This is a genomic window from Polaribacter sp., from assembly GCF_965660385.1.
GTDB lineage: Bacteria > Bacteroidota > Bacteroidia > Flavobacteriales > Flavobacteriaceae > Polaribacter.
Genome location: NZ_CBFHZT010000042.1, coordinates 1 through 21,919 on the forward strand (window position 1 = coordinate 1; position 21,919 = coordinate 21,919).

The following is a 21,919-nucleotide window of genomic DNA, read 5'->3' on the forward strand; positions in this document are numbered from 1 at the left end:
AAAGTTGGACATAATTTAAAATATGATATTAAGGTTTTATCAAATTATGAAATGCCTGTAAAAGGCAAATTGTTTGACACGATGATTGCCCATTACCTCATCAATCCAGATATGCGTCATAATATGGATGTTTTGGCAGAAACGTATTTGAATTATCAACCAGTTTCTATTACAGAATTGATTGGTAAAAAAGGGAAAAATCAACTTTCTATGCGAGTGGTTCCTATAAAAGATCAAACTGAATACGCAGTAGAAGATGCAGACATTACCTTTCAACTAAAACAACTTTTTACAAATGAATTAGAAAGTGGTAATGTTACCAAATTGTTTACTGATGTAGAATTGCCTCTAGTATCTGTACTAACAGCTATGGAAATTGAAGGTATTAATATTGATAAAAGTATCCTAGAAAAACTTTCTAAGAAGAATAAAAAAGATATTTTAGAATTAGAAAACAAAATACATTCATTTGTTGATTATGACTTTAATATTTCTTCACCTAAACAATTAGGTCAAGTTTTATTTGAAGATTTGAAAATTTCAAAAAAACCCAAAAAAACTAAAACTGGGCAATATGCTACAGGAATTGAAGTTTTAAATTACCACAAAAATGATCATGAAATTGTTGAAAATATTATTAAATGGAGAAGTTTAAATAAACTACAAACAGCATATTTAGATTCTTTACCAAAAGAAATTAACAAGAAAACTAATAAAATACATACAGTTTATTCTCAAGCTGTAGCTGCAACAGGAAGATTAAGTTCTAACAATCCTAATATGCAAAATATAACTATAAGGACTGAGGAAGGAAGAACTCTTAGAAAAGCGTTTATTCCTAAAAATGATAACTATCTTTTGTTAGCCGCAGATTATTCTCAGATAGAATTGCGAATTATTGCTGCTTTAAGTGAAGAAGAAAATATGATTAATGCTTTTAAAAATGGCGAAGACATTCATGCTTCTACTGCTGCAAAAGTTTTTAATGTTGATATAAATGATGTTACTCGTGAACAAAGAAGTAATGCAAAAACGGTTAACTTCGGAATTATCTATGGAGTTTCTGCTTTCGGTTTAAGCAACCAAACTGATTTATCTCGAGGTGAAGCAAAAGAATTGATTGATACCTATTATGAAACGTATCCAAAATTAAAAGCTTACATGGCTGCACAAGTGGATTTTGCAAGAGAACATGGGTATGTAGAAACGGTTTTAAACAGACGACGCTATTTAAAAGACATCAATTCTAGAAATGCAATGGTAAGATCTGGTGCAGAAAGAAATGCTGTAAATGCGCCAATACAAGGTTCTGCTGCTGATATTATAAAACTAGCCATGATAAATATTTACAACCGTTTTGAAAAGGAAGGTTTTAAATCGAAGATGTTATTACAGGTACATGATGAATTGGTTTTTGATGCGCATAAAGACGAGCTAGAAACCATAGAACCGATTATTAAACATGAAATGGAAAACGCTTTTAAAATGAGTGTCCCTTTAGATGTTGAAATTGGTTTGGGCTATAATTGGTTAGAGGCGCACTAGAAAAATATAAGCTATGAAAATAACGTTATTCTTATTATTATTTACTATATCTGTATTTTCTCAAGATGTAAAATTTGTTAACGCTCCAAATGGTTTAATTGTTAGGAATGCACCAAATAAAAATGCTTTAAGAATAGGAAAATTAGAAAATAACACGAGAGTTTACATCATCAAAAAAATAGAAATCAGTTTACAAATTAAGGATGATGGAAAAATTATAAATGGCAATTGGGTAAAAGTAAAAAATTTTAAAGAAGATATAAAAGGCTATGTTTTTAGTGGGTTTTTAACTGATAAAATTCCAAATAAAGGAGCTGAAAGTGGTAATTATTATCTCACTAAAATTGATTCAATTACTGAAAAAAAATACTGGGAAGCTTTTCAAAAAAACATTGAAACAAAACCGATATTCATCAATCTAAGAAATAAAAAACATACTAATTTAGCAAAGTTTGAAATTGGAGATTTAGAATTTTATGACGGAGCTACTATTACAGTTGACAAAAAGAGTGGATTAAAAAATATTATTAAAATCATTAAAGTTGAAACCTCTTACAGTGCTTGTTGTTCAAATACTGATGAATATTTTTATTTAGTTGATAAAAACAATCGACTTATCAACTTAACAAAAATCGAAAATAATCATTGTGATGGACCCGAACCTTATTTTACGTACCTATTTCCAAGCGATAAAAATGGTAAAAAGGATAAAATAATTTATGCTAAAATAACTCCTTTAAATGAAGGTGAAGATAAAATTGAAATCTTAAAAACGCTTACTTGGGATGGAGTACAGCTTCTAAGAGAACAATAATTTCTGTAAATCGCTTTCAAACTCCCAAGATTAAAAGAAAAAAGTATTAAAAGAACCTTTTAGTTCTTTTTCTAAATACTTCATTAAGATACTTTTTCCACTTCCCCATTCTCCATAAATAGAAAATATTTTTATTTTAGAAAATTCGTGTTTGTTATTTAAAAAGAAAGATTTTAAAAGTGTTCCTTTTTCTATGATTCCTATATAATCATTTTCAGGAGTTAAATCTTCAATTGGTAAATTGGCCAGCAATTTTGACATTTTCTTTTTTTAGTAAAGTTACTGAAATTTAGAGTTCAAAACTCATCAAAATTTGAAATTAAAGAACTCAACTATTAACATTATCTTTGGTTTTAGAATTAAAATTATGTCCATAGAAAAAGCTGACTATCAAAATATACTCAAAGATTTAATTTCCATTATTGAGAAAACTCAAACTCAAGTAGTAGTTCAGGCAAATAGTTCACTAACCATTATGTTTTGGCAAATAGGGAAACGTATTCAATCTGAAATTTTAAAAAATAGTAGAGCTGAATATGGGAAACAGATTATCGTTTCGTTGTCACGAGAATTGTCAGCTAACTTTGGCGCCAGTTTTAAAGAAAAAAATTTGCGAAGAATGCTTCAATTTTTTGAAAAATTTCCCGATTTTGAAAAAGTCGTTACGCTGTCACGACATTTATCTTGGTCTCATTTTTTAGTATTGATTCCCTTAAAAACAAGAGAAGAAAGAAACTTCTATTCAAAAAATGTATTTGATAATTTAACAAGCGTTAGAGCGTTAAGAAATCAAATATCAAAAAAAGTTTTTGAGAGAACTGAAAAAGCTGATATCCAAATTTATAAAAGCAAAGAAATAGAAAAAGGAATTTTTAAAGACCCTTATTTGCTCGATTTTTTAGGCTTAAAAGACGGTTATTTAGAAAACGATTTAGAAACTGCAATTCTTAAAGAGCTAGAACTTTTTCTATTAGAATTAGGAAATGGTTTTACTTTTGTTGAACGTCAAAAAAGAATGATAATAGATGATGATGACTATTATTTAGATTTATTATTCTATCACAGAAAATTGCAAAGATTAGTTGCCATAGAACTTAAAATAGATAAGTTTAAAGCTAAATACAAAGGTCAAATGGAATTGTATTTAAAATGGCTAGAGAAACACGAAAAGCAAAAAGGAGAAAAATCGCCAATTGGAATTATCTTATGTACAGAAGCAAGTAAAGAACAAATAGAGCTTTTGGAGATGCATAAAGATGGAATTATGGTAGCAGAATACTGGACAGAAGTTTTACCTAAAAAACAGCTAGAGAAAAAATTACACGAAGCTTTATTGAATGCTAGAGAAAAAATTGAAAGAAAAAAGCTTGATAAATAAAATAAATCAAAAACATTAAATGAAACTAGATTACATAGAAAACTACAACGAACTACAAGAAAACTTGGTGCGTTTGTATAATTTTGATAAATCTGAAGCCATAAAATTTAGAGATTTATTAATAGAAGTGGTAATTCTTAAAAAGCAAAAATTAGATTTAGCTCAAGTCGATTTTATTGAACCTGTAAACTGCAATTTAATTTTAGGTTTGTTTAAAACGGATGAAGGAATTCTGACTAAAGACAACCAAACTTTTTTCTGTATTTTAACGGTAAAAGGTTTCGAAAATATGATTAAATTGATAACACCTTTTTGCAAAAAAGAATCTAGAGCCCATCAATATTTATATGATATTGACAATCCTACAGATTTTTTGTTTTGCCCATCTGCAACTACAATTTAAAAATTAAAGCGCCTTTATTTTTGTAAACAAATCCCAAATAACAACTCCTGTAGTTACAGAAATATTTAAAGAATGTTTGGTGCCTAATTGCGGAATTTCAATACATAAATCACTCGCATTTACCACTTCTTGTTGCACACCTTTTACCTCATTTCCCATTACAATAGCATATTTCTGATTCTTTTCAGGCAAAAAAGTGTCTAATTTTGTAGAATTTTCAGCTTGTTCAATAGCCAAAACTTTAATTTTTGAATCTTTTAATTTTTGAATTAAAGTTAAAGTATCTTCTACATATTCCCAATCTACAGATTCTGTAGCACCCAAAGCTGTTTTATGAATATCTCTATTTGGTGGTGTTGCTGTAATACCACACAAGTAAATTTTTTCAATCAAAAAAGCATCACTAGTTCTAAACACAGAACCAATATTATTTAAACTTCTAATATTATCTAAAACAATGATTAAAGGTGTTTTTTTAGTCGATTTAAATTCATCAACCGAAATTCTTCCTAACTCGTTATTTTTTAATTTCCTCATATTCTTTAGTTATTGGTTTGTGGTTTTTAGTTGATGGAGTGCTAACTAACAACCAAAAACTAAACACTAACAACTATATTTTATATCTTCGCAAAACTAATTGAAAAATTCCAAAAACTTGGCAAAATCAAAAGCGAAAAAGGTAACTCCTTTAATGAAACAGTACAATGCCATCAAGACCAAATATCCTGATGCTATGTTGCTTTTTCGTGTGGGAGATTTCTATGAAACTTTTGGTAATGATGCTGTAAAAGCGGCTGGCGTTTTAGGAATTACACTTACCAAAAGAGGGGCTGGTTCTGATTCTGAAACGGCTTTAGCTGGCTTTCCTCATCATTCTTTAAATACCTATTTACCAAAGTTGGTAAAAGCAGGAATGCGTGTTGCCATTTGCGATCAGTTGGAAGATCCAAAAATGACCAAAAAAATTGTAAAACGTGGCGTTACAGAATTGGTTACTCCTGGAGTTTCTTTAAATGATGAAGTTTTACAAAGTAAAAAAAACAACTTTTTAGCTGCTGTCCATTTTGATAAAAAACAACTCGGAATTTCATTTTTAGATGTTTCTACAGGCGAATATTTGGTGGCACAAGGAACAGCAGAATATATTGATAAATTGTTACAAAACTTCTCTCCAAGTGAAGTTTTGGTACAAAAGCAAAACAAACAGCAATTTTTAGAATTGTTTGAAAATAGATATTATACGTTTTATTTGGATGATTGGATTTTTCAAAAAGAATATGCTAACGAAACTTTGCAAAATCATTTTGAAGTAAAAAGTCTCAAAGGTTTTGGAATTCAGGATGTAAAAAACGGAATTATTGCTGCTGGTGCTGTGTTGTATTACTTATCAGAAACACAACACAATCAATTAAAACACATTCAAAATATCAGCAGAATTGCTGAAGATAATTATGTTTGGATGGACCGATTTACGGTTCGTAACTTAGAATTGTACAACCCAAATTCTATAAACGCAGTTACGCTTTTAGATGTGATTGACAAAACCATTTCACCCATGGGTGGTCGTTTATTAAAACGTTGGTTGGCATTGCCTTTAAAAAATATTGATGCGATTCAAAATCGACATGAATTGGTAAAGTTTTTTATTGATTCTGATAAATTTTCGCAAACGGTTACTTATCAACTGAAACAGATTTCAGATTTAGAAAGACTCATTTCTAAAGTGGCCACAGGTAAAGCTTCACCAAGAGAAATTGTGTTGTTAAAAGATTCTTTGAAAGCAATTTTACCGATAAAAAATGCTGCTGAAATTAGTAAAAATAAAGCAGTCCAAAATCTTGGAAAGCAACTCCACACTTGCGAAGACTTAATCACTAAAATTTCTGAAACCTTGTTTGATGATGCTCCTGTAAACATCAATAAAGGAAATGCAATTGCCAATAATGTACATCAAGAATTAGACGATTTACGCGCCATTTCATCCTCAGGAAAACAGTTTTTAGATGATATGCTGGCTCGTGAAACCGAAGCTACAGGAATTACAAGTTTAAAAATTGCTTTTAACAATGTTTTCGGGTATTATATTGAAGTTAGAAATACTCATAAAGATAAAGTGCCTGAGCAATGGATAAGAAAACAAACTTTGGTTTCTGCTGAACGATACATTACTGAAGAACTTAAAGAATACGAAACTAAAATTTTAGGTGCTGAAGAAAAAATTGCCAAATTAGAACAAGAAATTTTCTCAAAACTGTTACAATACATCATTCAGTTTGTAGATCTTGTTCAAGAAAATGCGCAGATTATTGCAAAAATAGATTGTTTATTGTCTTTCTCGGTTTTAGCGATTGACAACAATTATGTGCGTCCAATAATGGATGAAAGTACTGATTTAGACATCAAAAATGGTAGACATCCTGTTATTGAAAAACAGCTCCCCATAGATCAAAATTATATTGCTAATGATGTTGTTTTGAATAGAAATCAACAACAAATTATTATGATTACTGGACCAAATATGTCTGGTAAATCTGCCATTTTAAGGCAAACTGCATTAATTGTTTTGTTGGCACAAATGGGAAGTTATGTACCTGCTCAAAATGCAAAAATAGGGATTGTTGATAAGATTTTTACAAGAGTTGGTGCGAGTGATAATATTTCTATGGGCGAATCTACGTTTATGGTAGAAATGAATGAAACTGCATCCATCTTAAATAATGTTTCTGAACGTAGTTTAATATTGTTAGATGAAATTGGTAGAGGAACTTCAACTTATGATGGAATTTCTATTGCTTGGGCAATTTCAGAGTTTTTACACGAACATCCCTCTAAAGCAAAAACCTTATTTGCCACACATTATCACGAATTGAATGAAATGACCACAACTTTTGAGCGCATAAAAAACTTTAATGTGTCAGTTAAAGAATTGGAAAATAATATTATTTTCTTGCGTAAATTAGTTTCAGGTGGCTCTAATCATAGTTTTGGAATCCACGTTGCTAAGTTAGCAGGAATGCCAAATATGGTAATTCACAGAGCCAATAAAATTTTAGCACAATTAGAAAAAAATAATAAAAGTGCCGAAGTTAAAGACGTTTTAAAACAAACGCAACACGAAGAAATGCAACTCAGCTTTTTTCAATTAGATGATCCTTTGTTAGAAAATATTAGAGAAGAAATTTTAGCAACAAATATTGATACGTTAACACCTATTGAAGCGTTGATGAAATTGAATGAAATTAAACGAATGTTGGTTAAAAAATAATACTAATAAAAAACCTCTAATACTTTTGCATTGACTGCTTTCAATGCTACTTTTTTAAGTGATGCTGGCAACAACAATGTTTCTCCTTGTTGAATAGTATGCGTTTTACCTTCACAAATTACATCTATAGCACCTTCTACACACATATAAATTACAAAGGAATCGATATCTGAATAATCCTTATCAATAGTGGCATCAACATCTAAAATGTTAGTTCTAAAATATGGTGAATGCACCAATTTATTTGAGGTGTTTTTCTCTAAATTATATTCTGTTTTGTAAGAGCTATGCACCTTATAATCTAATACATCTTTAGCCATTTCTGTGTGTAACTCTCGTTTTTCGCCAGTTTTTGCATCTACTCTATCATAATCATAAATTCGATAGGTAATGTTAGAAGTTTGTTGAATTTCTGCCAATAAAACTCCTGCACCTATGGCATGAACTCTACCTGTTGGAATATAAAACGTATCTCCTTTGCTTACGATTTCGTGATGCATCACATCAAGAATTGTATTATTTTCTAAATGTTTTTGATAACCATCTGTAGTAATCTCTTCATCAAACCCAACAATCAATTCTGCATTTTCATCAGCTTGCATTACGTACCACATTTCGTTTTTACCAAAAGAATTATGACGTTCTTTGGCAACTTCATTACTAGGATGCACCTGAATAGACAGTGGTGTTTTGGCGTCGATGAATTTTATGAGTAATGGGAACTCTTCTCCAAATTTTTTATATACCGCATTTCCTACAAAATCACCTTTAAATTCATTAGTTAAATCTCGTAACGTTTTACCTTTTAAAGTACCTTCAGCAACCACAGTTTCATCACCAGAAACATCAGAAATTTCCCAAGATTCGCCAATATTATCCTCAGTATAGTTTTTATTTAATTCAGTTTTCAATTTTTCTCCACCCCAAATTCTGTATTTATAAAGTGGTGTAAATTTTAAAGGATATAAATTCATATTAATGCTTTTTTAAAGGATAATTTTTTGAGTACAATTTACTATTAAAATCTCTTTTAAGAAATAATAATAAATTTGATTTTCAGTAAATTACGAAAACGTTTTAATAATTCAATTGAAATTGAATGTAAGTAATCGGTTTACCTACTTCTAAATATTGATTTTCGTAAAAAGTTTGTGTTGCTGTAACCTCTTTGGGTGCACCTTCATTTTTATACACATTGTGGTTTGCATATAATATGGTATGCCCTTGGCCAGACAACAAACCTAAAGTATAACCGTGCATAAACTCAGAGTCTGTTTTTAAGTTTACAATACCTTTTTCTTTTAAAATATGATGGTATTTCTTCAAGAAATTGGCATTAGTCATTCTGTGTTTGGTGCGTTGGTATTTTATTTGCGGATCTGGAAAAGTAATCCAAATTTCACTAACTTCATTTTGAGCAAAAATAAAATCAACCAATTCTATTTGTGTTCTTACAAAAGCTACATTTTTAAGATCTTCTTCGATTGCAGTTTTAGCTCCTCTCCAAAAACGGGCACCTTTAATGTCGATACCAATATAGTTTTTATCAGGATTATTTCGTGCTAAAGCAACTGTGTATTCACCTTTTCCACAGCCCAATTCAACAATAATTGGATTATTATTTTTAAAAAAAGAATGCCATTTTCCTTTATAAGAGAAATCAGTTAGAACTTCATCTCTAGTTGGCTGAATAACATTTCTGAACGTTTTGTTTTCCTCAAAACGTTTTAATTTATTTTTACTTCCCAAGTCGTAAAATTATGCTCTATCTTCTGTTCCTTCGTCCAAGAATCTTTTAGACTCTTTCATCCAATATGCGAACAATACCAAAAGAACTACTAAGAATAACCAATTTACAGCGTTAGACAGCCACCAACCTAAATCTGCAGTCGCAAGTTCTAGTCGTAACCATTTAAAAGGTAAAAATAAAACATCGGTAAATAAACTACCAATCCATCTAAAAATATTGCTTGCTATCATAACTTAAGTATCTTTACAGCGCAAAAATAATAAAAGAAAAGATGTTAGCCAATTTTTTAAACAAATCTAAACCTATCAATTTTATTGGTGTGTTGATTTTTTTCTTAGTTGGGTTGTTTTACACTATTTTTCAGGATGGATTTACTTCAGATAAACTGGTAAAAAGTACCATTTTAAGCTTATGCTTTTTAAGCATCTTTTTTATTTTTAATTTTATCAATAATAAAAACGACCTAACATTCGACAATTCTTATGCTTATTTTTTGTTTGTTTTATTATTACTTAGCATTTCTTCGGAATTGATTGAATATCTCATTTTACTAAAAACTTTTATTTACCTGCTGTTTTTGAGAAAAATATACAGTTTACATTCATCAAGAAAAACAATAGAAAAATTTTTTGATGGTGGTTTTTGGTTGGGCATCCTATTTATATTAGAACCTTTTTCAATTCTATTTTTAGTATTCATATATATCGCAATTTACATACACAATAAAATTACAATTCAATCCATTTTTATACCTATCATTGGTTTTATCACGCCTTTAATCATTTATTTCACCTATCTTTTTGGTCAAGATAATCTTGATATTTTTACAAAACTTTTCGAATTTAATTTTATTTTTAATCTCGAGTTTTATACGCAATCAAACTACCTTTGGTTTATAAATAGTGTTTTGTTTTTTACTTTTTTATCCATATTCATAAAATCGATAAAAGCCTTATCGATAAATAATACGTTTCGAAAAAATTGGATTGTGCTACTCACCAATTTTACCATAATCTTTGTTTTTTTAGCTTACCTACCAGAAAAAACAGGTTCAGAATTGGTATATATATTTTTACCAACAGCTATTATTTTGGCAAACGGAATTGAATTGATTCAAAAAAAAATAGTAAAAGACAGTTTACTTTACCTGTTCTTAGCTGCTACTATTGTGGTACATTATTTTTTATAATTTAGTACCAAAAGCCAAATCGCCAGCATCACCTAAACCAGGTACAATATATCCTTTTTCGTTTAAATCATTATCTATGGCAGCAATCCATAAATGCGTATTTGCTGGAAATTTATCTTTAATATAAGTTATACCGCTTTTAGCACCAATAACTGCTACAATATGAATTTCTTTTGGAGTTCCTGTTTTTTTAATAGCTTCATAAACCGTTACTAAAGATTGCCCAGTAGCCAACATTGGGTCTGCCAACAATAAGGTTTTGTTATTTATTTCTGGTGATGCTAAGTACTCTACCACAATTTCAAAATCACTATCATTATTTGGGTGATGCCTAAAAGCAGAAATAAAAGCGTTTTCTGCATCGTCAAAATAATTTAAAAGTCCTTGATGTAAAGGTAAACCTGCCCTTAAAATAGAACAAAGCACAATATCTTTTACAGGAGTTTTAACTACTTTTTCTCCTAAAGGGGTTTTTACTACTTTGTCAAAAAAATTGAGTTCTTTACTAATTTCATAACTCAATATTTCTCCTATTCTCTCAATATTTCTTCTAAAACGAAGCGCATCTTTTTGAATGTTTTGATCTCTTATTTCAGCAATAAATTTATTTAAAATAGAGTTGTTTTTTCCTATATAATGTATTTTCATGGTTGTGAATTCTAAAACAAATATAATTTAATACCTTAAAATTTGTATATTACATTACTTTTTTATTGTTATTTAACTGAATAACAATCAACTAAAAACCAACTAACCTACCTAAAAGAGTTTCAATATAAATTGGAGCTCTTTTTTTGGTCTGTAAAAAAAATCACCAACTTTGCACCCTTTATAAAAAATAATGAAAACAAGAACTTTAGCACTAATTGCTGTATTTATTGGAACGTTTATTTATGGAATTAATTATACTATAGCCAAAGCAGTAATGCCAATATATGTAAAACCCTTTGGTTTTATTTTAATTCGTGTTTTAGGGGCAACAATTATCTTTTGGATCCTTGGTTTTTTTATAAAAACTGGAAAAATTGAAAAACAAGATTATAAAAAAATAGCAGTTGCTTCATTATTTGGTGTTGCTTTAAATATGTTAGCATTTTTTAAGGGCTTAAGTTACACCTCACCCATAAGTGCCTCTGTAATGATGGTTACTTCGCCAATTATGGTACTCATTTTTTCAAGTATTATCATAAAAAAACCAATAGCAAAAAAACAAATTTTAGGCGTTTTTATTGGTTTAATAGGTGCGCTAGGTTTAATCACTTTGGGGAGTACAACCTCCACTAATAGTTCAAACAATACTCTAGGTAATTTTCTTGTATTTGTTAATGCTGCTTCTTATGGCTTGTATTTGGTTTTAGCCAAAAACTTAATTCAGAAATACCACCCTATTTTATTCGTAAAATGGTTTTATTTATTCGGATTAATTTTCGTGATTCCCTTTAGTAGTGCAGAATTTCTAGAAATCGATTGGACTACTATTCCTACACATATTTACTGGAATATTGGTTTTGTAGTTGTTTTTACTACTTGTATAACTTATTTGTTCAATTTGTATGGATTATCAAAATTAAAACCGACTACTGTAAGTGTTTTTATTTATTTACAACCCGTAATTGCTAGTGGATTTGCATTAATGGTAGGAAGCGATTCTTTAAACCCCATAAAAATAATAGCCACTTTAATTATATTTTTAGGAGTTTATTTAGTTACGGATCAGCAAAAAAAGACATCAAAATAAAACTTATCTTTGCCACTCATTTAAAAGAAAGTTTGTATGATTCAATCTATGACAGGTTATGGAAAATCTGTGTTGCAATTGCCAACCAAAAAAGTAACCATAGAAATAAAATCTTTAAACAGTAAAAACTTAGATTTAAACGTTAGAATACCTTCTTACTACAAAGAAAAAGAATTGTCTGTGCGTAAAAAGCTAGCAAAATCTTTAGTAAGAGGAAAAGTAGATTTTTCCATTTTTGTAGAAATGACTGCTGATGAAACTTCTACCACCGTAAATACAAGTGTTGTAAAAAACTATGTTGAGCAACTTAGAAACACCCTTTTTATTGGTAGTGAAGATGATGTAGAACTGCTAAAAATGGCAATTACCATGCCTGATGCTTTAAAAACTGAGCGCGAAGAGCTAGATGAAAATGAGTGGACTTTAATTGATACACATATTGATGAAGCAGTTAAAGAAATTGTACAATATAGAGTTGATGAAGCCGCTTCTTTAGAAGTTGATTTTAAAGAACGAATTGTTAATATTAAAAAATATCTTGAGGAAGTTAAAGCTTTAGACGCAGATAGAATTGAAAACGTAAAAACGAGATTACAAAAGGCTATCGATGATTTAAAGGTTGATACCGATGAAAATCGTTTTGAACAAGAACTGATTTACTATCTCGAAAAACTAGACATTAACGAAGAAAAAGTACGTTTGGCAAATCATTTAGATTACTTCTTAGAAACCTTAGCTACCCCAGATTCTAATGGAAAAAAGTTAGGTTTTATTATTCAAGAAATGGGTAGAGAAATCAACACCACAGGTTCTAAGGCCAATTTTGCACCCATGCAAAAAGCAGTGATTCAGATGAAAAACGAATTAGAACAAATTAAAGAACAAATTTTGAATGTGCTTTAGTATAACTAAAGTAAACTGAATTTATTTCAGTTTCTAATATTAATAAAAAAGATTCTGAAATAAATTCAGAATGACAAAAATTGAAAATTTATGTCAGATTTTGTAGGAAAATTATTTGTGTTTTCAGCACCTTCTGGTTCTGGTAAAACTACCATTGTTCGCCATTTATTAAATCAAGAAAAATTTAATTTAGAATTCTCTATATCAGCCACTTCTAGAGCACCAAGAGGCGAAGAAAAAAATGGCGAAGATTATTATTTTATATCTTTAAAAGATTTTAAAAACCATATTAAAAGTGATGATTTTTTAGAATGGGAAGAAGTGTACAGAGATAATTTTTATGGTACGTTAAAAAGTGAGGTAGAACGTATTTGGGCACAAAAAAAACATGTTATTTTTGATATTGATGTTGCTGGCGGATTGCGAATTAAAAAGAAATTCCCTGAAAAAACCTTGTCTGTTTTTGTAAAACCACCCAGTATAGACGAACTAAAAATTCGTTTAAAAAAGCGTAAAACAGAAAGTGAAGATAAAATTAACATGCGTATTGCAAAAGCCTCTGTAGAATTGGCAACTGCTCCGCAATTTGATAAAATCATTAAAAATTACGAACTAGATGTTGCTTTAAAAGAAGCAGAAGATTTGGTTAGTGATTTTTTGGGGTTAAAAAAATAAAAAAGGCTGAAATTTGAAAGTATGAAGTTTGTAGCAAAGTTAACAAGACATTTAATCTTTCAAAAACTAAACTCGATACTTCAAACTCGTAGCTTTAAACTTTTATAAAATGAAAATCGGTTTATATTTTGGCACCTTTAATCCAATTCACGTTGGGCATTTAATTATTGCCAACCATATCGTAGAACATTCTGATTTAGACGAAATTTGGATGGTTGTAACTCCTCATAATCCGTTTAAAAAGAAAAGTTCTTTGTTAGAGAATCACCATAGATTTGAACTCGTTTACAGAGCCACAGAAAGTTATCCGAAAATTAAACCATCAAATATTGAGTTTAATTTGCCTCAACCTAATTACACTGTGCATACTTTATTGCACATTTCTGAGAAATATCCTGAAAAAGAATTTAGCTTAATTATGGGAGAGGATAATCTAAATAGTTTTCACAAATGGAAAAATTATGAAACCATTTTAGAGCATCATCATATTTATGTTTATCCAAGAATAGCTGAAGGAACTGTTGCACATCGATTTAAAAATCATGCTAAAATTCATAAAGTTGATGCACCAATTATGCAAATATCATCAACAATGATTAGAAAAGGAATTCAAGAAAAAAAGAACGTAAAACCACTATTTCCTGAAGCAGTTTGGCAATATATTGATGAAATGAATTTTTATAAAAAATAGTTTCGTTATTTTTACGTTTTACACTAAAAGTTAAAGCAAATTTCTGTGGATAATACTACCAAGAAAAAAGGAAAATTAAAACAAAAACTAACCGATAAATATCGATTAGTAGTTTTAAATGAAGACACGTTTGAAGAACGTTTTTCTTTAAAATTATCGCTTTTAAACGTGTTTGTTTTAGGTGGTGTCCTTTCTTTTTTATTAATTTTAGTAACCACGTTTATCATTACTTTTACGCCAATTAAAGAATTTATTCCTGGGTATTCATCTACAGCCTTAAAAATAAAGGCTACAAAATTGGCTTTTCAAACAGATTCGTTAAAAAGAAAATTAGATGTAATGCATGACTATACCAAAGCATTACAACCTATTCTTACAGGTAAAATAGAACCAGAAATTATAGACTCTATAGCAATTGCAGCAGATAAAACGATAATAGTAGATAGTTTGCTAAACGCGACTAAAGAAGATTCTATTTTTAGAGAAAAGATTGAAAGTCAAGATCGTTTTCCAATACAAAACAATGCCACAAGCAATGTAAAAATTGTATTTTTTGCGCCGTTAACAGGTACAATTTCAGAAAATTTTGATGCAAAATCCAAGCATTTGGCTGTAGATATTGTTGCAAAAAGTGGTACACCAATTAAAGCTACTGCAGATGGAACTGTTATTTTTTCGGGATGGAGCACAGAAACTGGCTATGTAATTATCTTAAAACACGCCCATGATTACATTTCTGTTTACAAGCACAATGGAACCTTACTAAAAGAGCAAGGTGATTATGTAAAATCTGGCGAAGTAATTGCAAGTGTTGGTTCTACTGGAGAATTGACTACTGGACCACATTTGCATTTTGAACTTTGGAGTGGCGGTTATGCTGTAAATCCTACAAATTTGATTGATTTTAAATAATGAGTATAAAATCTATATTGGCAATACCGTTTGCTAAATTCGCAACAAAAAGAGTATTTAAATGGGCAAACAACCCCCATAAAACACAAGATAAAGTGTTTAAAAATTTAATCTCTAAAGCCAAAAATACCGCTTTTGGTAAAGACCACGATTTTAAAAATATCACTTCTTATGATGATTTTAAAGCACGTGTTAACGTTTCTGATTACGAAGGTTTACGCACCTACGCAGACCGAGTTGTAGCAGGAGAATCAGATGTACTTTGGCCAGGAAAACCACTCTATTTTGCAAAAACCTCGGGCACAACCTCAGGCGCAAAATATATCCCTATTACTAAAGATTCTATGCCAACACACATTAAAGCTGCCAGAAATGCTTTACTGTTTTACATAGCAGAAAAAAACGATGCAAGTTTTGTAGATGGTAAGATGATTTTTTTGCAAGGAAGCCCTGTTTTAAGTGATAAAAATGGCGTAAAATTAGGTAGATTAAGTGGTATTGTTGCACATTATGTACCTAAGTATTTATTGAAAAATCGTTTGCCAAGTTGGGAAACCAATTGTATTGAAGATTGGGATACAAAAGTAAATGCCATTGTTGAGGAAACCATAAACGAAGACATGTCTGTAATAAGCGGAATACCTTCTTGGGTGCAAATGTACTTTGAAAAACTTATTGAAAAAACAGGCAAAAAAGTATCAGAATTGTTCCCGAATTTTAATTTCTTCATTTATGGTGGTGTTAATTTTGAACCCTATAAAAACAAGTTTGAAAGTTTAATTGGTAAAAAAATTGATTATATAGAACTGTATCCAGCATCCGAAGGTTTTATTGCATATCAAGATTCACAAACAGAAAAAGGAATGCTTTTGCAATTAGATTCTGGTATGTTTTACGAATTTATACCTGCTACTGAGTTTTTTGATGAAAATCCTACAAGAATATCCATCAAAGATGTAAAAATAGGCGTTAACTATGTGATCATTTTAAATACAACAGCTGGTTTATGGGGTTATAATATTGGTGATACTGTTGAATTTACTTGCACAAAACCCTACAGAATTAAAGTTACTGGTAGAATAAAACATTTTATCTCTGCCTTTGGCGAACATGTTATTGGTAAAGAAGTAGAAAAGGCTTTAAATGATGCTATACAAGGCACAGATATTAATATTAGTGAGTTTACAGTAGCACCTCAAGTAAACCCAAAAAATGGTTTACCTTACCACGAATGGTTTATAGAATTTGAAACTGAACCAAAAAATATAGAAGAATTTGCTCAAAAAGTAGATGCTTCTATGCAAGCACAAAATATTTATTATTTCGATTTGATTGAAGGGAAGGTTTTGCGCCCACTTATCATCAGAAAGGTAAAAAAAGGTGGATTTCATGCCTACATGAAATCTATTGGAAAATTTGGGGGACAGAATAAAATTCCGCAGTTATCGGACAATAGAAAAATAGCAGACGTATTACAAGATTTCTTAAAAGGTTAAAAAATGGGAGGAAATTATTTATTTTTAGTTTTAGCATTAGTTTTGGTTATTGTATACTTTTACAACAAATTTAGAAACAGACGTTAATGAGTACAATTAGAATTACAAAACAATTTAATTTTGAGACAGGACATGCTTTATATGGTTATGATGGTAAATGTAAAAATGTGCATGGGCATTCCTATAAATTAGCGGTAACCGTTTCTGGTACTCCTATAGATGATAATAGTAATGTTAAGTTTGGTATGGTGATTGATTTTGGCGATTTAAAAAAAATCGTTAATGAAGAAATTGTAGATCTTTTTGATCATGCTACTGTGTTTAATAAAAACACACCTCATATAGAGTTGGCAAAAGAATTAAAAGATAGGGGGCATCATGTTATTTTAGTTGATTATCAACCTACTAGTGAAATGATGGTAATTGATTTTGCTGAAAAGATAAAAAACAGGTTACCCAAAAATATTAAATTACATTCCATAAAATTACAAGAAACTGATACCAGTTTTGCAGAGTGGTTTGCAAGCGAAAATTAATTTAATAGAAATGTAACTTGGGTAAGGCAATATCATCTTAATTATTGAGTTATATTTGACAAAAATTTATTCTTATGAAAAACTTTAAATACGTTTTGGCGCTATTTATGGCTATAGCTTTTTTAAGTTGTGGTGGTGATGCTGAAAGTGGGCCTTCTTATATACTATCCAATGAAAATATAGCAGGTAGTTATACTATTAGCAATTTAAGTATTAGTACAGATATTACTACTACAACGAATGGTTTTCCTGTTAAAGTTGCCACAGCAAGTACTGAAGGAGATTTGTTTAAGGTTGATGTAGAAATGTTTGCAAATGGTACCTATAGCATGATTGGTAGTTATACTACTGTTTATAAATTATCTCCTGTTGTTGGCAATGCTGTTGAAACTAGAGATATTATTTCAATTGATAATTCTGGAAATTTTACTATTGATACTGCAAACAATACCATTACATTTTCTGGTGCTTTGATAAAAAATTTAACTGGCACATTAGAAGTTCAAGTATTTAATCAAAATAGTTTTGGGTTGTTTCAAGAAATAGATGTTCCTACCAATGGTAATGTCGAAAAAATTAGCACCACTATTGGCTTTACTAGAAAATAAATATTAAAAAGTAAACGTACTTATTTTGGTGATATTACTAATATCACTAGTACTTAACTCATATTGTTCTACAGCGAATTCTGATATTATAAAAGCATGGTTATTTCTTATAATGATGTCTATAGCACCTTTCGTTGCAATTTCATCAATATATTTAGAATCACTTGGATCTGAAACGTCAAATATTTTTACAGAATCGTCGCAAACTAACAAATAATTATCACCATATAAACTTAAACCTTTTGGTTGTGTTAATCCTCTTGTATTTAATAAAATAGGATTTTCTACATCTTCTATATTATACGTTTTTAGTTCGTTTACAGCACCACCACAAGTTGCATTACTATGCAAAGTTACGTAGGCATTTGTATTGTTGGCAACTACAGGATCACAAGCTCTAAAATGGTCTGAACGCGATAATAATTTTGGTAACTCAGCATTGGTAACATCATAAATAAACATGGCATTTTGAGAACCAATAAATAAATAATCCTTAAAGCTAAATAGGGTTTCTATATTAAAACCAACATTGATGGTATTTACTTTTTTAGGATTAGCAATATCGTTAATATTAAATACAGACAAATTAAAAAAATCAACAGTATATAAATAATCTCCTTTTAAAATAAATGTTGCTAAAGAACCTCCTTGTCCATCACCTACAACATCAGCGGAAACAGAATTATTGGTTTCACTACAAGAAAAAGCAATCAAAATGGCAAGTAACGAAATTAAATATCTCTTTTTCATAGTTTTATTTTTGAATCCAGTTTACCACTACTTTGTCATTTTCGTAAAAAGATTCTCCATCTGGAGAAAGTAACTCTGGAAAAACATTTTTTAATCGCTTTTTAACTTCCACATTAAATGTTGAATACTCTAAACTTAACACCACTAAATCTGTAGCTTGATTAATATAGAGCATATTATTTCTAATTGCAATATCTGTAGCTCCAGGAATTTTTAGAAATTTCTTTTTAATAGGATTGGTTTGATCTGTATTATCGAATATATGGAAACCAGCTCTTTTATCGTTTACAAAAATATAATCGCCAATAATGTATATTTTTGATGATTCTGAAACGGGTATTTTTTCTTGAATTTCAATTGAATTTTCAAACTCAGTTCTAGACATTGTAACTGGATCATATCTGGACCATACAGGGTCTACAGATGTAGTTCTACCCCAGTTATCAATGCAACTCATTAAGCTTAAGCAAAAGATAGCCACAACAATTTTTTTCATAACTTCAAGATTTAGTTAAATATACAATATAGATGTAAAAATCTTAAAAAGGTTGCTTTAAATTATTGGAAAGTTTTAACTCAAACCCAAACTTTTAAGTTTGATTCTTATTTACCATTAAAAGTATTCATGGTATTGGCTAAACCAGCTGTACCAAAAGAAGTAATTACCTTTGCTGATGTTGGTAAACGCTCTATTAATTGGCTATTTTCATCTTTATTCCATTCACCTAAAACGTAATCTACTTGGCGCCCTTTAGAGTAGTTGGCTCCTACACCAAAACGAAATCTTGGGTATTTTGTAGTGCCTAGTTTTTCTTGAATATCTTTTAATCCATTATGGCCACCATCACTTCCTTTCGCTTTAACTCTTATAGTACCAAAATCGATATTTAAATCATCTGTAACAACAAGAATATTATCGATAGCAACATTTTCTTTTTGCATCCAATATTTTACTGCTTTTCCACTTAAATTCATAAATGTATTCGGTTTTAATAGGATAAAAGTTCTTCCTTTAAATCGAAAGCTGGCTATATCACCTAATTTTTCGGTTGTAAAAGCAACGTTGTGTTCTTCTGCAACCTCGTCAATAATTTTAAAACCAATATTGTGGCGCGTATTGGTGTATTTATCACCTATATTTCCTAAACCTATAATTAAAAATTTCTTCATCAACTCTTCTTTACTTTCAATTTTAATACCTAATATGTTTTTTAAAAAAACCAAAATTTTGATTCTTCAAAAGTAAGAAGAAATATAAAGTTACGTTCTTTTAATTTTATTAGTAATTTCTTTTAATCAAAAGACCTTGAAACGAGTTCAGGGTGTAAAAAAAGCGTTACAAAAATGTAACGCTTTAGTGATATTTATTAGAATAACAATAATTTATTCTGCTGCTGTTTCTTCATCTTCTTCATCAGCGGTAACTGTTGCGTTACGAGACGTTCTTACCTGAACAACTACTGTATTGTCTGGGTGCATAAATGTATAATCATCATTCTTTAATGATGTTACAAACAATTTATTTCCGATTTTTAATTTAGAAATATCTGCAGTTACAAAGTCTGGTAAATTAGCAGGTAATGCTTTTACCTTTAATTTACGGTTTGTAAAACGTAAAGAACCACCATTTAAAACTCCAGGAGAAGTACCTGTTAATTTAACTGGGATACTCATTGTAATTTCTTTATCATCAAATAATTGATAAAAATCTACATGTAAGATTTTATCACTCACTGGATGAAACTGAATGTCTTGCAAGATTGCACTAATTTTTTGTCCATCAACGTTAATGCTTGCTGTATATACATTTGGAGTATACACCAAGTTTTTAAACGCTTTTTCTTCTGCTGAAAAGTGAATTGGTGCTTCTCCTCCGTATATAACGCAAGGAACCATTCCAGCATTACGTAAGGCTTTAGTAGCTACTTTGCCCACGCTTTCTCTTTTTGATCCTTTAATTGTAATTGATTTCATTACTTTTTGTTAAAATTTACATTAAAAATTGATTACTTATCGAAGTGTTATCTTGCACTTTATGCATAACATCAGCGAATAAGGGCGCGCAAGATACAACTTTTATTTTAGATGTCTCTTTTTTTAACGGTATTGTATCTGAAACAATTAACTCTGTTAAAGCAGAGTTCTCGATTTTTTCATAAGCACCACCAGATAGTACAGGATGTGTACATATTGCACGTACACTTTCTGCACCTCTTTCTTTCATCAAATTTGCTGCATGAGCCAGTGTACCCCCAGTATCAATCATATCATCTACCAATATTACATTTTTACCTTCTACATCACCAATTAGCTCCATATGGCCAATTACATTTGCTTTTTTTCTTTGTTTATAACAAATTACCACATCAGAAAGTAAATGTTTTGAATAGGCGTATGCTCTTTTTGATCCGCCCATGTCTGGAGATGCAATAGTTAAGTTTTCTAAATTTAAGCTTTTTATATAAGGCATAAATATGGTTGACGCGAAGAGATGATCTACAGGTTTTTCAAAAAACCCTTGAATTTGATCTGCGTGTAAGTCCATGGTCATAATTCGAGTTGCTCCAGCAGATTCTAATAATTTTGCTACTAATTTTGCACCAATTGCTACCCTTGGCTTATCTTTTCTATCTTGTCTTGCCCATCCAAAATATGGCATAACAGCTGTAATGTGTCTTGCAGATGCTCTTTTTGCGGCATCTAACATTAACAACATTTCCATTAAGTTATCTGCATTCGGAAAAGTAGAACCTATGATAAAAACACGTCTTCCTCTTACAGATTCTTCAAAAGCTGGTTGAAATTCGCCGTCATTAAAGTAAGTGATTTCAACATTTCCTAATTCAGTATTATATTCTTTGGCAATTTTAGCTGCTAAATTTTTACTTTGTCTGCAGGCAAAAAGTTTTGGGGCAAGAGCACTAATGATCATAAGAAATGTTTTTTATTGTGTTGTTGTTATACCACAAAAGTAGAAATAATTTTTTGAGTTTAGGATTAAATTTTCTTCAGATAAATTAAAAATATTTACTAAATTTGCAAACCATTTTAAATAAGCTCAAGTGGCGGAATTGGTAGACGCGCTGGATTCAAAATCCAGTTCTTTCGGGAGTGTGGGTTCGATTCCCACCTTGAGTACGAAAAAACCCTGTTAATCAATTGATTTACAGGGTTTTATTTTTACCATAGTAACGTTTTAGTAACATTTCGTTTTATCAAATAGATAAAAAACTACTTTTTAATTTTCAATTCTATTTCCTCAAAAA

25 protein-coding genes and 1 tRNA gene are annotated in these 21,919 nt (G+C 30.1%); 15 read left to right on the forward strand and 11 right to left on the reverse strand.

Annotated elements, in window-relative coordinates:
• Together polA and ACTG3V_RS11730 are read left to right on the forward strand one after the other, a co-directional pair.
• The coding region (polA, locus tag ACTG3V_RS11725; protein WP_439132354.1) for a DNA polymerase I at positions 1-1,545 on the forward strand (1,545 nt) is incomplete at its 5' end.
• Positions 1,546-1,558: 13 nt separating this feature from the next.
• Positions 1,559-2,359, forward strand: coding sequence for an SH3 domain-containing protein (locus ACTG3V_RS11730; protein WP_439132355.1), 801 nt, complete (start codon positions 1,559-1,561; stop codon positions 2,357-2,359).
• 30 nt (positions 2,360-2,389) lie between these two features.
• Here the strand turns inward: ACTG3V_RS11730 and ACTG3V_RS11735 are convergent, their stop codons facing one another.
• Positions 2,390-2,620: a P-loop NTPase fold protein gene (locus ACTG3V_RS11735; protein WP_439132356.1), complete on the reverse strand. Its 231-nt coding sequence runs from the start codon at positions 2,618-2,620 to the stop codon at positions 2,390-2,392.
• A 106-nt stretch (positions 2,621-2,726) separates the two neighbouring features.
• Between ACTG3V_RS11735 and ACTG3V_RS11740 the strand changes: the two genes are divergently transcribed.
• A complete protein-coding gene (locus ACTG3V_RS11740; protein ID WP_439132357.1) occupies positions 2,727-3,737 on the forward strand; it encodes a PDDEXK nuclease domain-containing protein in 1,011 nt (336 codons plus the stop codon).
• 19 nt (positions 3,738-3,756) lie between these two features.
• Entirely contained in the window at positions 3,757-4,140 is a 384-nt protein-coding gene (locus tag ACTG3V_RS11745) for a hypothetical protein (RefSeq protein ID WP_439132358.1), read from the forward strand.
• 3 nt (positions 4,141-4,143) lie between these two features.
• Here ACTG3V_RS11745 and ACTG3V_RS11750 read toward each other — a convergent pair whose 3' ends face one another.
• On the reverse strand, positions 4,144-4,677 hold the full coding sequence (locus tag ACTG3V_RS11750) for an RNA methyltransferase (protein ID WP_439132359.1): 534 nt from the start codon (positions 4,675-4,677) through the stop codon (positions 4,144-4,146).
• A 118-nt stretch (positions 4,678-4,795) separates the two neighbouring features.
• Here ACTG3V_RS11750 and mutS point away from each other — a divergent pair, with 118 nt between their 5' ends.
• Positions 4,796-7,405: a DNA mismatch repair protein MutS gene (mutS, locus tag ACTG3V_RS11755; RefSeq protein ID WP_439132360.1), complete on the forward strand. Its 2,610-nt coding sequence runs from the start codon at positions 4,796-4,798 to the stop codon at positions 7,403-7,405.
• Positions 7,406-7,407: 2 nt separating this feature from the next.
• Here the strand turns inward: mutS and ACTG3V_RS11760 are convergent, their stop codons facing one another.
• The 3 genes from ACTG3V_RS11760 to ACTG3V_RS11770 form a co-directional block, all read right to left on the reverse strand.
• A complete protein-coding gene (locus tag ACTG3V_RS11760; RefSeq protein WP_439132361.1) occupies positions 7,408-8,379 on the reverse strand; it encodes a type I phosphomannose isomerase catalytic subunit in 972 nt (323 codons plus the stop codon).
• 103 nt (positions 8,380-8,482) lie between these two features.
• On the reverse strand, positions 8,483-9,154 hold the full coding sequence (trmB, locus tag ACTG3V_RS11765; RefSeq protein WP_439132362.1) for a tRNA (guanosine(46)-N7)-methyltransferase TrmB: 672 nt from the start codon (positions 9,152-9,154) through the stop codon (positions 8,483-8,485).
• A 9-nt stretch (positions 9,155-9,163) separates the two neighbouring features.
• Entirely contained in the window at positions 9,164-9,385 is a 222-nt protein-coding gene (locus tag ACTG3V_RS11770; RefSeq protein ID WP_439132363.1) for a DUF6341 family protein, read from the reverse strand.
• A gap of 41 nt (positions 9,386-9,426) precedes the next feature.
• Here ACTG3V_RS11770 and ACTG3V_RS11775 point away from each other — a divergent pair, with 41 nt between their 5' ends.
• A complete protein-coding gene (locus ACTG3V_RS11775) occupies positions 9,427-10,344 on the forward strand; it encodes a DUF6427 family protein (RefSeq protein WP_439132364.1) in 918 nt (305 codons plus the stop codon).
• On the opposite strand, the gene upp is transcribed toward ACTG3V_RS11775, so the two are convergent.
• Entirely contained in the window at positions 10,339-10,992 is a 654-nt protein-coding gene (gene upp, locus ACTG3V_RS11780; RefSeq protein WP_439132365.1) for a uracil phosphoribosyltransferase, read from the reverse strand. The genes ACTG3V_RS11775 and upp overlap by 6 nt on opposite strands.
• A 193-nt stretch (positions 10,993-11,185) precedes the next feature.
• On the opposite strand from upp, the gene ACTG3V_RS11785 reads away from it, so the two are divergent.
• The 8 genes from ACTG3V_RS11785 (at position 11,186) to ACTG3V_RS11820 (ending at position 17,903) form a co-directional block, all read left to right on the forward strand.
• Positions 11,186-12,082, forward strand: coding sequence for a DMT family transporter (locus ACTG3V_RS11785; protein ID WP_439132366.1), 897 nt, complete (start codon positions 11,186-11,188; stop codon positions 12,080-12,082).
• Between the two features lie 36 nt (positions 12,083-12,118).
• Positions 12,119-12,985: a YicC/YloC family endoribonuclease gene (locus ACTG3V_RS11790; protein ID WP_439132367.1), complete on the forward strand. Its 867-nt coding sequence runs from the start codon at positions 12,119-12,121 to the stop codon at positions 12,983-12,985.
• Between the two features lie 90 nt (positions 12,986-13,075).
• The gene (gene gmk / locus ACTG3V_RS11795) at positions 13,076-13,660 is read left to right on the forward strand and encodes a guanylate kinase (protein WP_439132368.1); all 585 of its coding nucleotides are present in this window, start codon (positions 13,076-13,078) and stop codon (positions 13,658-13,660) included.
• Between the two features lie 109 nt (positions 13,661-13,769).
• Complete coding sequence (gene nadD / locus ACTG3V_RS11800; protein ID WP_439132369.1) at positions 13,770-14,351, forward strand: nicotinate (nicotinamide) nucleotide adenylyltransferase; 582 nt, start codon at positions 13,770-13,772, stop codon at positions 14,349-14,351.
• A gap of 45 nt (positions 14,352-14,396) precedes the next feature.
• Complete coding sequence (locus ACTG3V_RS11805) at positions 14,397-15,263, forward strand: M23 family metallopeptidase (protein WP_439132370.1); 867 nt, start codon at positions 14,397-14,399, stop codon at positions 15,261-15,263.
• Positions 15,263-16,759 carry a GH3 auxin-responsive promoter family protein gene (locus ACTG3V_RS11810; RefSeq protein WP_439132371.1) on the forward strand — a complete coding sequence of 499 codons (1,497 nt, stop codon included), beginning with the start codon at positions 15,263-15,265 and terminating at the stop codon, positions 16,757-16,759. The genes ACTG3V_RS11805 and ACTG3V_RS11810 overlap by 1 nt, the downstream gene beginning before the upstream one ends.
• Before the next feature lie 86 nt (positions 16,760-16,845).
• On the forward strand, positions 16,846-17,295 hold the full coding sequence (locus tag ACTG3V_RS11815; protein ID WP_439132372.1) for a 6-pyruvoyl trahydropterin synthase family protein: 450 nt from the start codon (positions 16,846-16,848) through the stop codon (positions 17,293-17,295).
• A 74-nt stretch (positions 17,296-17,369) separates the two neighbouring features.
• Positions 17,370-17,903: a hypothetical protein gene (locus ACTG3V_RS11820; protein WP_439132373.1), complete on the forward strand. Its 534-nt coding sequence runs from the start codon at positions 17,370-17,372 to the stop codon at positions 17,901-17,903.
• Between the two features lie 3 nt (positions 17,904-17,906).
• On the opposite strand, the gene ACTG3V_RS11825 is transcribed toward ACTG3V_RS11820, so the two are convergent.
• The 5 genes from ACTG3V_RS11825 to ACTG3V_RS11845 all read right to left on the reverse strand — a co-directional run bounded on the left by ACTG3V_RS11825 (position 17,907) and on the right by ACTG3V_RS11845 (position 21,585).
• On the reverse strand, positions 17,907-18,653 hold the full coding sequence (locus ACTG3V_RS11825) for a hypothetical protein (RefSeq protein WP_439132374.1): 747 nt from the start codon (positions 18,651-18,653) through the stop codon (positions 17,907-17,909).
• Between the two features lie 4 nt (positions 18,654-18,657).
• Positions 18,658-19,149 (reverse strand): hypothetical protein, encoded by a 492-nt coding sequence (locus tag ACTG3V_RS11830; protein WP_439132375.1) that lies wholly within the window; start codon positions 19,147-19,149, stop codon positions 18,658-18,660.
• 107 nt (positions 19,150-19,256) lie between these two features.
• Positions 19,257-19,823 (reverse strand): aminoacyl-tRNA hydrolase, encoded by a 567-nt coding sequence (gene pth / locus ACTG3V_RS11835; RefSeq protein WP_439132376.1) that lies wholly within the window; start codon positions 19,821-19,823, stop codon positions 19,257-19,259.
• A 213-nt stretch (positions 19,824-20,036) separates the two neighbouring features.
• Positions 20,037-20,627, reverse strand: coding sequence for a 50S ribosomal protein L25/general stress protein Ctc (locus ACTG3V_RS11840; protein WP_439132377.1), 591 nt, complete (start codon positions 20,625-20,627; stop codon positions 20,037-20,039).
• A 16-nt stretch (positions 20,628-20,643) separates the two neighbouring features.
• Entirely contained in the window at positions 20,644-21,585 is a 942-nt protein-coding gene (locus ACTG3V_RS11845; protein WP_439132378.1) for a ribose-phosphate pyrophosphokinase, read from the reverse strand.
• Between the two features lie 124 nt (positions 21,586-21,709).
• On the opposite strand from ACTG3V_RS11845, the gene ACTG3V_RS11850 reads away from it, so the two are divergent.
• Positions 21,710-21,791, forward strand: a tRNA-Leu gene (locus tag ACTG3V_RS11850).
• Positions 21,792-21,919 lie beyond the last annotated feature (128 nt).

What these genes read in the sequence shown, in the direction of transcription:
- ACTG3V_RS11730 (WP_439132355.1), top strand. Translation starts at nt 1,559, where the DNA reads ATGAAAATAACGTTATTCTTATTATTATTTACTATATCTGTATTTTCT.
- ACTG3V_RS11735 (WP_439132356.1), bottom strand. Translation starts at nt 2,620, where the DNA reads ATGTCAAAATTGCTGGCCAATTTACCAATTGAAGATTTAACTCCTGAA.
- ACTG3V_RS11740 (WP_439132357.1), top strand. Translation starts at nt 2,727, where the DNA reads ATGTCCATAGAAAAAGCTGACTATCAAAATATACTCAAAGATTTAATT.
- ACTG3V_RS11745 (WP_439132358.1), top strand. Translation starts at nt 3,757, where the DNA reads ATGAAACTAGATTACATAGAAAACTACAACGAACTACAAGAAAACTTG.
- ACTG3V_RS11750 (WP_439132359.1), bottom strand. Translation starts at nt 4,677, where the DNA reads ATGAGGAAATTAAAAAATAACGAGTTAGGAAGAATTTCGGTTGATGAA.
- ACTG3V_RS11760 (WP_439132361.1), bottom strand. Translation starts at nt 8,379, where the DNA reads ATGAATTTATATCCTTTAAAATTTACACCACTTTATAAATACAGAATT.
- ACTG3V_RS11770 (WP_439132363.1), bottom strand. Translation starts at nt 9,385, where the DNA reads ATGATAGCAAGCAATATTTTTAGATGGATTGGTAGTTTATTTACCGAT.
- ACTG3V_RS11775 (WP_439132364.1), top strand. Translation starts at nt 9,427, where the DNA reads ATGTTAGCCAATTTTTTAAACAAATCTAAACCTATCAATTTTATTGGT.
- upp (WP_439132365.1), bottom strand. Translation starts at nt 10,992, where the DNA reads ATGAAAATACATTATATAGGAAAAAACAACTCTATTTTAAATAAATTT.
- ACTG3V_RS11785 (WP_439132366.1), top strand. Translation starts at nt 11,186, where the DNA reads ATGAAAACAAGAACTTTAGCACTAATTGCTGTATTTATTGGAACGTTT.
- ACTG3V_RS11790 (WP_439132367.1), top strand. Translation starts at nt 12,119, where the DNA reads ATGATTCAATCTATGACAGGTTATGGAAAATCTGTGTTGCAATTGCCA.
- gmk (WP_439132368.1), top strand. Translation starts at nt 13,076, where the DNA reads ATGTCAGATTTTGTAGGAAAATTATTTGTGTTTTCAGCACCTTCTGGT.
- nadD (WP_439132369.1), top strand. Translation starts at nt 13,770, where the DNA reads ATGAAAATCGGTTTATATTTTGGCACCTTTAATCCAATTCACGTTGGG.
- ACTG3V_RS11810 (WP_439132371.1), top strand. Translation starts at nt 15,263, where the DNA reads ATGAGTATAAAATCTATATTGGCAATACCGTTTGCTAAATTCGCAACA.
- ACTG3V_RS11815 (WP_439132372.1), top strand. Translation starts at nt 16,846, where the DNA reads ATGAGTACAATTAGAATTACAAAACAATTTAATTTTGAGACAGGACAT.
- ACTG3V_RS11820 (WP_439132373.1), top strand. Translation starts at nt 17,370, where the DNA reads ATGAAAAACTTTAAATACGTTTTGGCGCTATTTATGGCTATAGCTTTT.
- ACTG3V_RS11825 (WP_439132374.1), bottom strand. Translation starts at nt 18,653, where the DNA reads ATGAAAAAGAGATATTTAATTTCGTTACTTGCCATTTTGATTGCTTTT.
- ACTG3V_RS11830 (WP_439132375.1), bottom strand. Translation starts at nt 19,149, where the DNA reads ATGAAAAAAATTGTTGTGGCTATCTTTTGCTTAAGCTTAATGAGTTGC.
- pth (WP_439132376.1), bottom strand. Translation starts at nt 19,823, where the DNA reads ATGAAGAAATTTTTAATTATAGGTTTAGGAAATATAGGTGATAAATAC.
- ACTG3V_RS11840 (WP_439132377.1), bottom strand. Translation starts at nt 20,627, where the DNA reads ATGAAATCAATTACAATTAAAGGATCAAAAAGAGAAAGCGTGGGCAAA.
- ACTG3V_RS11845 (WP_439132378.1), bottom strand. Translation starts at nt 21,585, where the DNA reads ATGATCATTAGTGCTCTTGCCCCAAAACTTTTTGCCTGCAGACAAAGT.